14 protein-coding genes are annotated in these 14,296 nt (G+C 68.4%); 8 read left to right on the top strand and 6 right to left on the bottom strand.

The genetic code is table 11. The annotated features are described in order from the left end of the window. Positions 1-108 precede the first annotated feature (108 nt). Both NS4_RS26625 and NS4_RS26620 read right to left on the bottom strand, forming a co-directional pair. The gene (locus NS4_RS26625; protein ID WP_030522889.1) at positions 109-339 is read right to left on the bottom strand and encodes an MbtH family protein; all 231 of its coding nucleotides are present in this window, start codon (positions 337-339) and stop codon (positions 109-111) included. A 148-nt stretch (positions 340-487) separates the two neighbouring features. Then, complete coding sequence (locus tag NS4_RS26620; RefSeq protein ID WP_063062240.1) at positions 488-1,321, bottom strand: alpha/beta fold hydrolase; 834 nt, start codon at positions 1,319-1,321, stop codon at positions 488-490. Between the two features lie 146 nt (positions 1,322-1,467). Between NS4_RS26620 and NS4_RS32720 the strand changes: the two genes are divergently transcribed. From NS4_RS32720 to NS4_RS26605, 4 genes are all read left to right on the top strand, one after another. Then, complete coding sequence (locus NS4_RS32720; RefSeq protein WP_169333239.1) at positions 1,468-1,638, top strand: hypothetical protein; 171 nt, start codon at positions 1,468-1,470, stop codon at positions 1,636-1,638. A gap of 91 nt (positions 1,639-1,729) precedes the next feature. Next, entirely contained in the window at positions 1,730-3,361 is a 1,632-nt protein-coding gene (locus NS4_RS26615; protein WP_245665756.1) for an alpha,alpha-trehalose-phosphate synthase (UDP-forming), read from the top strand. A gap of 411 nt (positions 3,362-3,772) precedes the next feature. Beyond that, positions 3,773-4,504 carry a response regulator transcription factor gene (locus tag NS4_RS26610; protein WP_157106269.1) on the top strand — a complete coding sequence of 244 codons (732 nt, stop codon included), beginning with the start codon at positions 3,773-3,775 and terminating at the stop codon, positions 4,502-4,504. After that, entirely contained in the window at positions 4,501-6,027 is a 1,527-nt protein-coding gene (locus NS4_RS26605) for a sensor histidine kinase (RefSeq protein ID WP_084487754.1), read from the top strand. Before NS4_RS26610 ends, NS4_RS26605 begins: the two co-directional genes overlap by 4 nt. Position 6,028: 1 nt before the next feature. Here NS4_RS26605 and NS4_RS26600 read toward each other — a convergent pair whose 3' ends face one another. Further along, positions 6,029-6,454 carry an HIT family protein gene (locus tag NS4_RS26600; RefSeq protein ID WP_039821919.1) on the bottom strand — a complete coding sequence of 142 codons (426 nt, stop codon included), beginning with the start codon at positions 6,452-6,454 and terminating at the stop codon, positions 6,029-6,031. A 37-nt stretch (positions 6,455-6,491) separates the two neighbouring features. Next, on the bottom strand, positions 6,492-6,869 hold the full coding sequence (locus NS4_RS26595) for a PH domain-containing protein (RefSeq protein WP_030522883.1): 378 nt from the start codon (positions 6,867-6,869) through the stop codon (positions 6,492-6,494). Between the two features lie 187 nt (positions 6,870-7,056). On the opposite strand from NS4_RS26595, the gene purD reads away from it, so the two are divergent. After that, positions 7,057-8,328: a phosphoribosylamine--glycine ligase gene (purD, locus tag NS4_RS26590; protein ID WP_063062238.1), complete on the top strand. Its 1,272-nt coding sequence runs from the start codon at positions 7,057-7,059 to the stop codon at positions 8,326-8,328. A 68-nt stretch (positions 8,329-8,396) separates the two neighbouring features. Here the strand turns inward: purD and NS4_RS26585 are convergent, their stop codons facing one another. Both NS4_RS26585 and NS4_RS33010 read right to left on the bottom strand, forming a co-directional pair. Then, the gene (locus tag NS4_RS26585; protein ID WP_084487753.1) at positions 8,397-8,930 is read right to left on the bottom strand and encodes a transglycosylase SLT domain-containing protein; all 534 of its coding nucleotides are present in this window, start codon (positions 8,928-8,930) and stop codon (positions 8,397-8,399) included. A gap of 393 nt (positions 8,931-9,323) precedes the next feature. Continuing rightward, positions 9,324-10,775 (bottom strand): peptidoglycan DD-metalloendopeptidase family protein, encoded by a 1,452-nt coding sequence (locus NS4_RS33010; RefSeq protein ID WP_218020416.1) that lies wholly within the window; start codon positions 10,773-10,775, stop codon positions 9,324-9,326. Between the two features lie 54 nt (positions 10,776-10,829). Here NS4_RS33010 and NS4_RS26575 point away from each other — a divergent pair, with 54 nt between their 5' ends. From NS4_RS26575 to purB, 3 genes are all read left to right on the top strand, one after another. Further along, positions 10,830-12,014, top strand: coding sequence for a pyridoxal phosphate-dependent aminotransferase (locus NS4_RS26575; protein ID WP_157106268.1), 1,185 nt, complete (start codon positions 10,830-10,832; stop codon positions 12,012-12,014). Between the two features lie 112 nt (positions 12,015-12,126). Continuing rightward, positions 12,127-12,765, top strand: coding sequence for a TetR/AcrR family transcriptional regulator (locus tag NS4_RS26570; RefSeq protein ID WP_063062236.1), 639 nt, complete (start codon positions 12,127-12,129; stop codon positions 12,763-12,765). A 6-nt stretch (positions 12,766-12,771) separates the two neighbouring features. Then, on the top strand, positions 12,772-14,199 hold the full coding sequence (gene purB, locus NS4_RS26565) for an adenylosuccinate lyase (RefSeq protein WP_174552138.1): 1,428 nt from the start codon (positions 12,772-12,774) through the stop codon (positions 14,197-14,199). Positions 14,200-14,296 lie beyond the last annotated feature (97 nt).

Here is a 14,296-nt window from a genome sequence, read left to right as displayed (position 1 = left end):
AAATGTAAAAGCCCGGCCATCGGGCTCACACCTGTCTCGCACGTCATCCGCGAAGGGCGTCGTGTGGGAAGGCGGAGCCCGCGCCGGCCGGGCCCGTGGCGATTCGGCCTACTTGCGGGCCGCCTCGTCCGCTGCCATGGCGTCACGCAGGCTCTTGGGCCGCATATCGGTCCAGTTCTGCTCCACGTACTCCACGCAGGCGGCGCGGCTGTCCTCACCGAAGACCACCCGCCAGCCGGCCGGGACTTCGGCGAAGGCGGGCCACAGGGAGTGCTGCTCTTCGTCGTTGACCAGTACGAAGAAGCGGCCGTCCTCGTCGTCGAACGGGTTGGTGCTCATTTCACCTCACTGGGGTGCTTGTGGGTTTGGCTTCGGATCTGTGTTGGGTCCGCCCCGGGCGGCCCGGGTCTGATCTCCGGCTGCCGCGTCGCGAACCCAAACGATGTGTCGACACTAGCAAGCTCGGCGTTAGCTTTGGGTCCTCCCCTCACGCGGCGAAGAATTCCAGCAAGATCTTGTTCACCGCGTCCGGGCGTTCCAGATAGCCGTAGTGACCGGCATCGGGAACCTCCTGGTAGCGGCCGCCCGGTATGGCGTCGGCGACCTCTCTGGCCAGGTACGGCGGGATCATCCGGTCGTCCGCGAAGCCGACGGCCAGGCACGGCACCCGGATATCGCGGTAGGCGTGCAGCCGGTCGAACTCGTGGTCCATCCGGCGCTGCGCCCGGATCCCGGGCGAGACCGGACCGCCGGTGAACTCGAACAGATCCAGCCAGTCGCGGGCCTTGTTCGTATCGGCCATGGTGGCCGGCGAGAGATTCATCACCGCGGTCAGCGCCGCCTCGTACTTGGCCGGCAAGCGCACCCCGTTCGCGTCCAGCTCGTGCTCGCCCAGCGACAGAGTCTTCTGGAACTGGTCCAGCCGGCCGTGGCCGGCGAGGAACACCGCCTTGCGCACCAGTTCGGGCCGTGCGAGCGCGAGCTCCTGCGCCACCCTCGCTCCCATCGAGGTACCGGCCACGAGCGCGGGACCCTCGTCGAGGAACTCGATGAGAGCCGCTGTATCGGCCACCATCTCGTGGATGGTCATCCCGCCGGCGGCCTCGTAGGAGGGCGCGATACCCCGGTTGTCGAAAGTGCAGACCCGATATCCGCCGGCGAGCAGCGCCGGCACCTGGTGCAGTTCCCACACCCGGCCGGGGCTACCGGTGCCCATGATGAGCACCACCAGCGGACCGCCACCTTTGACATCGGTGCCCTTGGCGCGGTCTCCCTTGACCTGATAGTTGAGCGATATTCCGTTCACCGTGGCCAACGGCATGCTGCGGGCCCCTTCCTCATCGTTTCTGCTGCCAACGGTATAGCCCCGACCGCCCCTGTCGTGTTACCCCGCGGCGAGAGCGGGCACTTCCCCCGACAGATACCATTGACATTTCACATACAAGCGCACCTGCCGGAAGGACTGAGATGGCCGCGAAGAGCAGCGCCAACGGTATCGCCGACGAAGATCTGGAACCCCTCGCCGACGAGACCGCTCGTCAGGCGCAGCGGGTCGTGGCCGCCTATGCCGCCGATGCCGACGAATGCCGGATGCTCCTGTCGATGCTCGGTATCGGCCCCGGAGCCCGCACCGAGTAAACAGCCGCCGGCGCCAACGGCGACGTCGGCGGATCCCCACACACAACTACATGGCGTTCAGCGCCGCGCAAAGGATGCGTGAGTGGACCAGATGACCGATCAGCCGTCCAGCGATTCCACCCCCGAGGATGAAACCGCCGTGTCCGTGGACCGGCCCGGAGACCGTAACGGCTCCGGGCCGACCGGCAGCCAGATCGACCCGGCGGAGGCTCTCCCCGAGGCGGTGGACGCCGAACCCCTGCGCGAACGCGGGGCCGGTTCCGGCTTCGTGGTGGTGGCCAACCGGCTACCGGTCGACCTGGAGAAACTGCCGGACGGCAGCAGTCGCTGGAAACGCAGCCCCGGCGGTCTGGTGACGGCGCTGGAGCCGGTGCTGCGCAGCAATCGGGGCGCCTGGGTCGGCTGGGCCGGTGTCCCCGATGTGGAGGTCGACCCCATTGTCGAGGACGGGCTGGAACTGCATCCGGTACCGCTGTCCGCGCAGGAGGTCGCCGACTACTACGAGGGCTTCTCCAACGCCACCCTGTGGCCGCTGTACCACGATGTCATCGTCCGCCCCGTCTACAACCGCACCTGGTGGTCGGCCTACGTCCAGGTGAACCGGCGTTTCGCCGAGGAGACCGCGAAGGTCGCCGCCGAGGGCGCCACCGTGTGGGTGCAGGACTATCAGCTGCAACTCGTGCCCAAGATGTTGCGGATGCTGCGGCCGGATCTGACCATCGGATTCTTCCTGCACATCCCGTTTCCGCCGGTGGAACTGTTCATGCAGATGCCGTGGCGCACCGAGATCGTGGAGGGGCTGCTCGGCGCCGACCTGATCGGCTTCCATCTGCCCGGCGGCGCCCAGAACTTCCTCTACCTGGCCCGGCGCCTGGCCGGTCAGCCCACCTCGCGCGGCACCGTCGGCGTCCGGTCGAAGATGGGCGTGGTCCAGGTCGGGTTCCGGACGGTACGAGTCGGGGCCTTCCCGATCTCGATCGACTCCGCCGGCCTCGACGAACACTCGCGCCGGCGCTCGGTGCGCGAACGTGCCGCCCGCATCCGCGCCGAACTCGGCAGTCCCAAGAACATCCTGCTCGGTGTCGACCGCCTCGACTACACAAAAGGTATCGACATCAGGCTCAACGCCCTCGAGGAACTGCTGGCCGAAGGCCGGGTCGACCCGGCGGAAACCGTGATGGTGCAGCTGGCCACCCCCAGCCGGGAGCGGGTCGAGAGCTATATCCAGATGCGCGGCGATATCGAACGGCAGGTGGGCCGCATCAACGGCGAGTTCGCCCGGGTCGGCTACCCCGTCGTCCACTACCTGCACCGTCCGATCGCCCGCGAAGAACTCATCTCCTTCTTCGTGGCCGCCGACGTCATGCTGGTGACACCCCTGCGCGACGGTATGAACCTGGTCGCCAAGGAGTACGTCGCCTGCCACTCCGGCCTCAACGGCACGCTGGTGCTCAGCGAGTTCACCGGAGCCGCGGCCGAACTCCGCCAGTCCTATCTGTGCAACCCGCACGACCTGGACAGCGTCAAGGATTCCATCGTCGCCGCCCTCACCGACGACCGCGAAACCCGCCGCCGCCGGATGCGTTCCCTGCGCCGCCAGGTCTTGGCCCACGACGTGGACCGCTGGGCCCGGGCGTTCCTGGACGCACTGGCCCAGGGACAGGTCGCGGGGAAGGCCCTGATGGCCGACGGCAACCACGACGATGAGGACTACCGGGACTAGGACCCCGAGGTCGGCTCGTGTACTCGGTGGAGGTCGGCATTCGATGTCCTGATCGGATGCCGACCCGACCACCCGGGAGACCTGGTGTCTGATCACCTTCCCGAATAGCAACACTCTCTCGGTGCCACTGTCTTACGACGGGTCAGGACACCAGCGTTGCGGGGCCACACCCATCCTCACTGTCTTACGAGGCCCTGAAAGGGTCGAGGCCCGTCCCGCCCTTTGCCGAAGGTGCTCAACGGTTGCGCTCCATGGACGGCCCACCGCACATCGCATGAGCCGAAGGCTCGAGTCTCGAGGCCTGAACGGCGGGACCGAGGGGGCCTCGACCCCGCGGCGCCGCAGGCGCCGCAATTCAACACAGCTTGTTCACAGCGAGTGCGCAGGGAGATGCCAGCGGAGTGGACCAGTATGGGGGGCATGAGTGGGGCGCAGGGCGGAGTACCCGAGGCGCGGGTGCTCGTCGTCGACGACGAGGCGATGATCGTCGAACTGCTGACCGTGAGTTTGCGGTTCCAGGGGTTCGAGGTGGCGTCCGCCGCTGATGGGGCGCAGGCGCTCGATGTGGCGCGTGGATTCCGGCCCGACGCGTTGATCGTCGATGTGATGATGCCGGGGATGGACGGGTTCGGGCTGCTGCGGCGGTTGCGGGCCGACGGTGTCGATGCGCCGGTGTTGTTCCTGACCGCCCGCGACGATATCCAGGACAAGGTGACCGGTTTGACGCTGGGCGCCGACGACTACGTGACCAAGCCGTTCAGTTTGGAGGAGGTCGTCGCGCGGCTGCGGGTGATCCTGCGCCGGGCCGGGGCCACCGCACCTGCCCGGGAGCAGTCGCGTATCCGGTTCGCCGATATCGAGTTGGACGACGATACGCACGAGGTGTTCAAGGCGGGGGAGCCGGTGGCGTTGTCACCGACCGAGTTCACGCTGCTGCGGTATTTCATGGTGAACGCGGGCACGGTGCTGAGCAAGCCACGGATTCTGGATCATGTGTGGCGTTACGACTTCGGTGGGGAGGTCGGGGTGGTGGAGACCTATGTGTCGTATCTGCGCAAGAAGGTCGATACCGGCCCGCAGCGGCTGATCCACACGTTGCGCGGGGTCGGGTATGTGATGCGCGAATCCGCCGGCCGGTCGTGACAGCCGAGGCCGCGCCGGCCCCCTCGGTATCAGCGCCGGACCGGCGGCAGGGGATCGCCGGTCGCCTCGCCGCCGTCCCGTTACGGGTGACGCTGGTGCTGGCGCTGGTCGCGCTCGCCGCCGCGGGCTTGCTGGCGTCCGGTGCGGCGGTGACCTCGGCGCTGCGCGCCGCGTTGATCGATCGAGTGGATCAGCAGCTGCAGGAGCAGGCCCAGACCTGGGCGCGGCCCGGGAGCCGTCCGCCGATACCGCTACCAGGGGAGCCGGGGCGGGAACGGCCGCCTGTGCCGTACTACGCGCGGGTCGAGGACGAGTCGGGCAAGTTGTATCTGCAGTCCGATATCGGTAACGGGGCGCCGGAGCTACCGCAGGAGATGCGGCCGGGGTTCTTCACCACTGGATCGGCCGGGGGTGAGTCCGGGCAGTGGCGGGTCCGCTACACCGTGAACGCCCGGGGCAGCAGTGTGGTGGCGCAGCGGCTGGACGAGACGGAGGAGATCGTCGAACGGCTGGTGGTGCTGCAGCTGGTGATCGGGGCACTGGTGCTCGCGGTGCTGGCGGTGGCCGCGTACTTCGTCATAAGGCGTAGCCTGCGCCGGCTGGTGCAGGTGGAGGAGACCGCCGCCGATATCGCGGCGGGGGATCTGCACCGGCGGGTGCCGATGCGCGGGACCAACACCGAGGTCGATCGACTGGCGCAATCGTTGAACTCGATGCTGGCCCAGATCCAGCGCGGGTTCGCCGCGACCGAGGCCTCGGAGGAGGCCGCGCGGCGGTCGGAGGAGAAGATGCGCCGTTTCGTCGCCGACGCCAGCCATGAGCTGCGGACACCGCTGACCACGATCAAGGGTTTCGCCGAGTTGTACCGGCAGGGCGCCACCGGGGATACGGATATGCTGCTCGACCGGATCGAACGCGAATCGAAACGGATGGGCCTACTGGTCGAGGATCTGCTCATGCTGGCCCGGCTCGACGCCGAGCGTCCGGTGGAACACGCGCCGGTCGACCTGCTGACCTTGACCAGCGACGCCGTGCACAGTGCGCGTGCGGTCGCGACCGCACAGGGCCGCCGGGACCCGGAGCGCACGATCCGATTCGAAGTGCGGCCCGGTTCCGGCACTGCGGAAATACCGGGCGATGCGGCTCGGCTGCGTCAGGTCCTGGCGAACCTGCTGAACAACGCGCTTGTGCACACGCCACCGGAGGCCGTGGTGACCGTCCGGCTGACGCCCGACCGGGACGAGGTCCGGCTCGAGGTGGCCGATACCGGGCCGGGGATGTCTCCGGAGCAGGCCGCGCGGGTTTTCGAACGGTTCTATCGCGCCGACGATTCGCGCAGCCGGGGCAGCGGTGGCACAGGGCTCGGCCTGTCGATCGTGCAGGCACTGGTCGCCGCGCACGGCGGCACCGTGGAAGTGCACAGCGCATCCGGGGTGGGCACCACCTTCACGGTGCGGCTACCGCGCAACCGGCCGGAGCCGGCCGGCCCCGCCGCCGCGAACGACAGCGGGGACCGGGCCTGACTCAGGCGGGAACGTTCGCGCCGTGGCCGAGATCGCGCAGCGCCTGCTTGATCCGCGCCTGGGCGTCGTCGAGGGACTCCGGCTCCGGGTTCGGATCGGCGCCGGAGATATCGAAATTCCCCATGGTGAATGCCGGGAAGACGTGCACATGCAGATGCGGGACCTCGAGGCCCGCGATCAGCAGACCCGCCCGCGGCGCGTCCCAGGCCGCGCGTACGGCCTGGCCGATCTTCTGCGCGACCCCGTTGAGGCGCGCGAAGACCTCGGGCTCGATGTCCTGCCACTGATCGATCTCTTTGCGGGGCACCACGAGGGTGTGTCCCGGCGTCACCGGAGCGATGGTGAGGAACCCGACGAATTCGTCGTCCTCCCAGACGAACCGGCCCGGCAGGTCACCGGCGATGATCGCACTGAAAACAGATGCCATGGGGGCGAGACTAGTGTCGCCGCGCCGAAGAACGCACTCACGCTCCGACGAAGTGCGACAGAATTCCCTGCACCTCGTAGATGTCGACCTGGCGGTTGAACTTCTTCTGCAGCGGCGTGTCGGTACCCGAGATCCACAGCACCAGCTCCGCGTCGAGGTCGAAGGTGCCCGCTGTCTCCACCGCGAAATGGGTGATCGAGCGATAGGGGATGCTGTGGTAGCTCACCTTGCGGCCGGACAGGCCCTGTTTGTCGATGAGGATGAGCCGCCGGTTGGTGAACAGCATGGCGTCGCGGACCAGGATGTAGGCGGAGTAGACCTGTTCGCCGTTGCCGAGTAGCCGCTGGTATTCCTGCTGGGCCCGGGCCGGCTCCACCTGTCCGGCGTTTCCCATGATTCCGTCCATCAGACCCATTGCGCACGTCCTCCCGTATACGCGCACCGGGGTCGCTGGGCCCGGCACGCGGGTTGTCCACCCGTTCAAGGTGTTTCCTCCATCATCCACAGATGGCCGTCGGCGGGGTGAAGTCGCTGGTACCGGGCGGGGACCGGCGGTGAGCCTGCCCCGCCGGGGGTCGATACCGCACCTATAAGCTGTCCGGGTGCGAGTACTCGTCATCGGTTCAGGAGCCCGTGAACACGCCCTCGTCCTTGCGCTGCGCCGTGATCCGGCGGTGAGCGCGATCGTCGCCGCGCCCGGTAACGCCGGTATCGCCCAGCACGCGCAGGTGCGGCCGGTGGACGCGGGTTCCGCGGAATCGGTGGTCGCGCTGGCTCGGGAGGTGGCCGCGGATCTGGTGGTGATCGGTCCGGAGGTACCGCTGGTCCTGGGTGTGGCCGATGCGGTGCGTGCGGCCGGAATCTCCTGTTTCGGTCCGTCGGCCGCGGCGGCCCGGATCGAGGGATCGAAGGCGTTCGCCAAAGACGTGATGGCGGCTGCCGGAGTGCGTACCGCGCACAGCGAAGTCGTGGACTCGCCCGCCGAATTGGATGCGGCGCTGGACCGTTTCGGCCCGACCTGGGTGGTCAAGGACGACGGGCTCGCCGCGGGTAAGGGTGTGGTCGTCACACCCGACCGTTCGGCGGCCCGTGGGCATGCCGCCGAACTGCTCGAACAGGGCCACCCGGTGTTGCTGGAATCGTTTCTGGACGGCCCGGAGGTTTCGCTGTTCTGCCTGGTAGACGGGGAGACGGTGGTGCCGCTGCTGCCCGCGCAGGATCACAAGCGGGTGGGGGACGGCGATACCGGGCCCAATACGGGCGGGATGGGTGCCTACACCCCGCTGCCGTGGCTGCCCGACGGGACGGTCGAGCAGATCGTCGACGAGGTGGTGGCGCCGGTGGCCGCCGAATTGGTCCGTCGCGGCGCCGCTTTCAGCGGACTGCTGTACGCGGGGCTGGCGATGGGCGCGGCCGGGCCCGCGGTGGTGGAGTTCAACTGCCGGTTCGGTGACCCCGAGACACAGGCGGTGCTCGCCCTGCTGGACAGTCCGCTCGGAGAATTGCTGTACGCCACCGCGACCGGCACCCTGGCCGAGACGCCCGCGCCGCGCTGGCGTGACGGCGCCGCGATCACCGTGGTGCTGGCCGCGGAGAACTATCCGGGCCGGCCGCGGTCCGGCGATGTGATCAGTGGCGCCGGTGACGCGGCGACCGACGACGCGGCGACGGTGCTGCACGCCGGGACGGCGCAGCGTGCGGACGGCGCGCTGGTCTCCGCGGGTGGGCGGGTGCTCAATATCGTCGGCACCGGGGTCGATCTGGCGGCGGCCCGGGAGGCGGCCTACGACCGTTTGGCCGGTATCAAACTGACCGGGAGCCACTACCGCTCCGATATCGGACTGGCCGCTGTCGAGGACCGTATCTCTCTCTGAGGCCCGGCGGTGCGGGCGGCGCCGCGGCGTGCGCTCGCCCGCACCGGGCCGGCCTTCCGGCCGACCGGTCAGTACGCCCCGAAGACGTTGTCGATGGAGCCGTACCGGTGGGCGGCGTAGTTGCAGGCCGCGGCGATATTGGCGACCGGGTCGTAGATATCCCATGAGGTGCCGTCCACGTGGTAGGCCTGGAAGGTGGGATCGATGACCTGCATGAGCCCCTTCGACGGGGTGCCCGCCGCGGCATTCGAGTCGTAGGTGTTGATCGCCTGGGGGTCACCGCCGGACTCGCGCATGGCATTTCGGTGGATACCGTCGTAGCTGGCCGGGATACCGTGCCGGCCGAGGACGTGCAGGGCGTTGCGGATCCAGCCGTCCAGGTTGTTGGAGTAGGACACCGGTTGGATGGTCTCCGGTAGCGACTGCTGCAGCCCGCCCTGTCGCACCTGCTGCTGCCATTGGTTGAGCTGCTGCTGTGCCTGCTGGGCGGGAGCCTGCAGTGCTGAGGGCACACCGGTGACGGGTGCGTCGGCGTGTGCCTGGGTGGGTACCACGACGGCAGTGGCGACGGCGACGAGCGGTAACAGGTTTCGTAAACGCATGGGGACGGCTCTCCGACAGCGCGCGGGTTTCCGCCGCCGGGTGTCATGGCCGTCGGCGCGGTCGTTGCGCTGCTTCTCGATTACTTGTGATGGGAAATGGGAGATTCAGTTGTCCGCGCCGATGGCATACTGCACCCGCCGGGGCGACCGGTCGCTCGGAATGTTCGGACTCGAGTCGATAACCGTGCGACAAACGAACTTGCGATTCGTTATCTGGCAAATCACAGATTGATTGCGGTAGATTAACAGAAGTTGAACACAAACATAACTGTTGGTTTTATTCTCCTGAGAGAAATCGATGTACCAGGACTTACATCCGTGTAAGTCGTGCGGACAGTCGTTATCCGATGATCGACTTTTCGGATTCTGTGAATTTGCCCTGGCGCCCCGGGCTCATTGGTACGAGAGCCCGTGCACTGCGAGCCAGCGCTGCGGATCGACATGTCGACCGTCCAAGATGATCTCGAAATGCAGATGCGGTCCGGTGGAATCGCCGCGGTTGCCCATTCGCGCGATCTGCATACCGGCCGGGACCCGTTCCCCGACCGAGACGAAGAAATCGTACATATGGCCGTAGACGGAGATGGCGCCGTCGTCGTGCCGGATCCGCACCCACAGGCCGAAACCGGCGGCGGGACCCGCATCGATCACGGTGCCGCTCGCGACGGCGTAGATCGGGGTGCCGATCGGGCCGGCGATATCGATACCGCGATGGAACGTGCCCCACCGGCTGCCGAAACCGGAGGTGAAGGTGCCCGGCGCGGGCAGGACGTAACCACCGGCGCCGGGCGGCACGGCGCCGGGCGGGATCAGCCCGCCCTCGAGTCCGCCGGGCACCGGCGCGGTGTTGATCCAGGGCTGCTCGTGGCCGGCGACCGCGGCCGCGGCCTCGGCCTTGGCGCGTTCCAGGGTGGCCCGGGCGGCCGCGGCCACCACCGCCTGTTCGCGCAGGCGTTCCCCGTTGTCGATGGCATCGAGATAGCGGCGTACCGACGGCACCGGCGCGGACAGTTGCAGCGGATGGGCGAGAGCCACGCGGTAGGCGATTCCCGGAACCGGGCTCCGGTCGGTGACCGCGATACCCGCGGATCCGTCGCCCGCCGTCAGCAGCAGGGCGAGCAGCAGGACCCCGATGAGTACACGGTGGCGCCGGGCCACGGAGGCGATGTCCTCGGCGGACGGCCTGCGCGCGACGAGGTCGGCGAGTTCGGCCCGGGTGGGACGGCGGGACCAGAGGTCCACGGCGGGTCGCCGCAGCCACCGGTGGGCGGCGACCACCCGGGGACCCGGCGTCCGGGCCTGCGCGGCGGCACGCTCCCGCCAGCCGGGGGCGATGACCAGGCCACCACCGGTCGCTGCCGCGCGGTCCAGGGATATGGATCGCTCTCCGGTGCCGGGTTCGGGATCGTCGGGACCGGGGGCGGGATCGTGACCTGTGGTTTCCGGCCGGCTGGCACCGCCGCGGCCCGGGTCCGTGGTTTCCGGTGCGTCGCCGCGCCCCGGACCCGTTGCCGCCGATCCGGTGTCGACCGCGCCGGGGTCGTGCTCAGCGGAGTCCTGCTCCGATCCGGTGTCGACCGCGCCGGAGTGGTGCTCGGCGGAGTCCTGCTCCGAGTCGTGCGGGACCTGCGGCCTCCGGCCGGAGTAGGTGGCGAGTTCGTGGCCGGCAGGCTCGGGCGTCGCGGCCGACGCGCCCGGGCGCGCGTCCCGGCGCGGCGCCCCGGAAAGCGGGTGCACGGCCCGGTTCCAGCGTCGGCGCAGAGCCCCGGTCCCGCGACCGGGCGCGGTGGAGTCGGGGTCCTGTGTTGGCGGGCCGTCGGCCCGCCGGCCGGCCTTGTCGAGCATCAGAGCAGACCATAGCTGTCGAACCGCCCGAAGCGGTGTTCTACCGTCGGTCGGGTGTCCACTGAATCCCGGCGCTCGACCATCCCCCCTTTCTACGTGATGGATGTCTGGAAAGCCGCCGCCGAACGCGCCCGAACGCACGGCGACGTACTGAGTCTCGCGGCCGGGCAGCCCTCGACACCGGCACCGGCTCCGGTGCTACGTGCGACGAAGACCGCCATCGATGCCGAATTGCTCGGCTACACGGAGACTTTCGGCATCCTGCCACTACGTCAGGCGATCGCCGGGCACCATCACCGGACCTACGGTTATCCGGTGGATCCCGACGACGTCGTGGTCACCACCGGGTCCTCCGGCGCGTTCACCCTCATCTTCCTGGCAGCGTTCGATCCCGGTGACACCGTGGTGGTCGCGCGCCCCGGCTACCCGGCCTACCGCAATACGCTGGCCGCGCTCGGCTGCCGGGTGGTCGAACTGGACTGTCGCGCCGAGACCAGGTTCCAGCCGACCGTGGCCATGCTCGAAGAACTTCCGGAACCGCCGCGGGGCCTGATCGTGGCCAGTCCCGCCAACCCGACCGGCACCATGATCGATCCGGACGAACTCGCGGCGCTGGCCCGCTGGTGCGATACGCACGGCACGCTGCTGATCTCCGACGAGATCTATCACGGCATCACCTACGGAGGTGAGCGGACAGCCTCGGCGTGGGAGACCTCTCGCTCGGGAGTGGTCATCGGATCGGTGTCGAAGTATTTCTCGATGACCGGCTGGCGGCTGGGCTGGATGCTGGCACCGCCCGTATTGCTTCCGGCGCTCCAGCGGCTGGCCTCGAATATGACCGTCTGCCCGCCCGCGATCTCGCAGTACGCGGCATTGCACGCGTTCGGTGACGAAGCGCGGACCGAACTCGACGCGCATGTGCACCGGTACGCGATCAACCGCGCCATCCTGCTGGAAGGGCTGGCCGAGCTCGGTATCACCGACCTCGCACCCGCCGACGGCGCGTTCTACGCCTACGCCGATATCGGCCACCTCACCGACGATTCCATGGCCTGGTGCGCGGACGTACTGGCCAACACCGGAGTGGCGCTGGCGCCGGGTCTGGATTTCGACACCGTCAACGGGCATCGCACCATCCGCCTCTCCTTCGCCGGAGCGACGGCGGAGATCGAAGCGGCGCTCACCCGGCTCCGGGACTACTTGCGGCACAGCACAGGACAACCCCGTGCACGGCAATGATTTTCCACAGTACGACAACATCGCCGCATGGATGCGGTAGAAACATCGATGGTTGTTTCCCCTTTCCCTCATTTCGCACGGATGTATTGATGACGACTGGCACGATGGCACGGTGATAACCGCGACGACTCCGAAGGGTGAACGGCGTCGCCAGGCGCTGGTGGCTGCCGCTGCCGAGTTACTGCTCGAAGGCGGTTTCGACGCGGTGCGGCATCGCTCGGTCGCGACCCGCGCCGAACTTCCACTGGCCTCCACGACCTATTACTTCGAATCGCTCGAGGATCTGATCGCGCGGGCGGTCGAGTTCAGCGGCAACGCCGAACTCGAGGCCATGCGGCGGCGGATCGGCGAGGTGACCCACCGCCGTCGTGGTGCGGAGGCGACCGTCGACCTGGTTCTCGATCTGCTTATCGGTCCCGAAGGCGTGGACGAGGGCGCGCGCGGGCGGTTGATCGCCCGCTACGAACGCACCGTCGCCTCGGCCCGGCACCCCGAGCTACGCGAGGTCCAGCTCCGACTACGCGGGCAGCTGGACGAGCTGCTCTCCGATGTGCTGCGCCGATCCGACCGGATGGTGCGGCCCGAACAACTGCGCCGACTGGTCGCGGTGGTGGACGGCGCGGTGGTCGCCGCCCTCAGCGAATCCGACCCGCAACCCCGCCGGACGGCCCGGGGCGCGCTGCTGGAGGTCATCGATATCGTCGCTCCGGCGACGCACCAGCCGATCGACCGCTACCGGTCATTAGACTGACCGGACGTGACCTCAGACCTGATCCCCAACGTCCTCGCCACCCGCTACGCCAGTCCGCAGCTGGTGCATCTGTGGTCTCCCGAGCAGAAGATCGTGCTCGAGCGGCGGCTGTGGCTGGAGGTGCTGCGCGCCCAGGCCGAACTGGGTGTCGACGTCCCGCCCGGTGTGGTGGAGGACTACGAGCGGGTCGTCGAACAGGTCGACCTGGCCTCCATCGCCGAACGGGAACGGGTGACCCGCCACGATGTGAAGGCCCGTATCGAGGAGTTCAACGCCCTCGCCGGGCACGAGCATGTGCACAAGGGGATGACCAGCCGCGATCTCACCGAGAACGTGGAGCAGTTGCAGATCCGGCTGTCGCTGGAACATATCCACTCCCACGGCGTCGCGGTGGCCGCCCGGCTGGCCGAACGGGCTGCCGAATATCAAACGCTGGTGATGGCGGGGCGTTCCCACAATGTTGCCGCGCAGGCCACCACCCTCGGTAAACGTTTCGCCTCGGCCGCCGACGAGCTGCTCATCGGACTCACCCGGCTGCGTGAACTCGTCGACCGCTATCCGCTGCGCGGGATCAAGGGCCCGATGGGCACCGCGCAGGACATGCTGGATCTGCTCGGCGGTGACGCCGCGAAACTGACCGCGCTCGAACAGCAGGTATCCCGGCACCTGGGCTTCACCAGCGTGCTGACCAGCGTCGGACAGGTCTACCCGCGTTCCCTGGACCACGATGTGCTGTCCGCGCTGGTGCAGATCGGTGCCGCGCAGTCCTCGCTGGCCCACACCATCCGGCTGATGGCCGGCCACGAACTGGTGACCGAGGGTTTCCAGCCGGGTCAGGTCGGCAGCTCGGCCATGCCGCACAAGATGAACACCCGCTCGTGCGAACGGGTCAACGGCCTGCAGGTGGTGTTGCGCGGATACGGCTCGATGGCCGCCGAACTGGCCGGCGCGCAGTGGAACGAAGGCGATGTCTTCTGCTCGGTAGTCCGCCGGGTCGCGCTGCCGGACGCCTTCTTCGCGATCGACGGCATGATGGAGACCTTCCTGACCGTGCTGGCCGAATTCGGCGCCTACCCAGCCGTGATAGCTCGCGAACTGGATCGCTATCTCCCGTTCCTGGCGACCACGCGCATCCTCATGGCCGCGGTCCGGGCCGGGGTCGGCCGGGAGGCCGCGCACGAAGTGATCAAGGAGCACGCGGTGGCGGTCGCGCTGGCGATGCGGGAACAGGGCCGCGAACCCGACCTGCTGGACCGGCTGGCCGCCGACGACCGGCTGCCCCTGGACCGGGCGGCCCTGGATACGGCGCTGGCGGAGAAGTCGGCGTTCATCGGCGCGGCCGACGCGCAGGTCGCGGAGGTGGTGGCGCAGGTGGGCAAGCTGATCTCGGCTTACCCGGAAGCGGCTCGATATACGCCGTCACCGATCCTCTGAGAGTCACCGCTCGCGACGGCGGTACTCGAGGGGCGGTCGGGCAACAGCGTAATCGTCGCGGGTCAGCTGAAGCTCGCTCGTGAAGGTGAGGGGGTGG

The sequence above is a fragment of the Nocardia sienata NBRC 100364 genome, from assembly GCF_001613205.1.
In the GTDB taxonomy this organism is placed as follows: domain Bacteria; phylum Actinomycetota; class Actinomycetes; order Mycobacteriales; family Mycobacteriaceae; genus Nocardia; species Nocardia sienata.
The sequence above is the reverse complement of the archived record's forward strand: the minus strand, read 5'-3'. Positions and strand labels throughout refer to the sequence as shown.

What these genes read in the sequence shown, in the direction of transcription:
- NS4_RS26585 (WP_084487753.1), bottom strand. Translation starts at nt 8,930, where the DNA reads ATGCGTTTACGAAACCTGTTACCGCTCGTCGCCGTCGCCACTGCCGTC.
- NS4_RS26600 (WP_039821919.1), bottom strand. Translation starts at nt 6,454, where the DNA reads ATGGCATCTGTTTTCAGTGCGATCATCGCCGGTGACCTGCCGGGCCGG.
- NS4_RS26610 (WP_157106269.1), top strand. Translation starts at nt 3,773, where the DNA reads ATGGGGGGCATGAGTGGGGCGCAGGGCGGAGTACCCGAGGCGCGGGTG.
- NS4_RS33010 (WP_218020416.1), bottom strand. Translation starts at nt 10,775, where the DNA reads ATGCTCGACAAGGCCGGCCGGCGGGCCGACGGCCCGCCAACACAGGAC.
- NS4_RS32720 (WP_169333239.1), top strand. Translation starts at nt 1,468, where the DNA reads ATGGCCGCGAAGAGCAGCGCCAACGGTATCGCCGACGAAGATCTGGAA.
- NS4_RS26595 (WP_030522883.1), bottom strand. Translation starts at nt 6,869, where the DNA reads ATGGGTCTGATGGACGGAATCATGGGAAACGCCGGACAGGTGGAGCCG.
- NS4_RS26615 (WP_245665756.1), top strand. Translation starts at nt 1,730, where the DNA reads ATGACCGATCAGCCGTCCAGCGATTCCACCCCCGAGGATGAAACCGCC.
- NS4_RS26625 (WP_030522889.1), bottom strand. Translation starts at nt 339, where the DNA reads ATGAGCACCAACCCGTTCGACGACGAGGACGGCCGCTTCTTCGTACTG.
- NS4_RS26620 (WP_063062240.1), bottom strand. Translation starts at nt 1,321, where the DNA reads ATGCCGTTGGCCACGGTGAACGGAATATCGCTCAACTATCAGGTCAAG.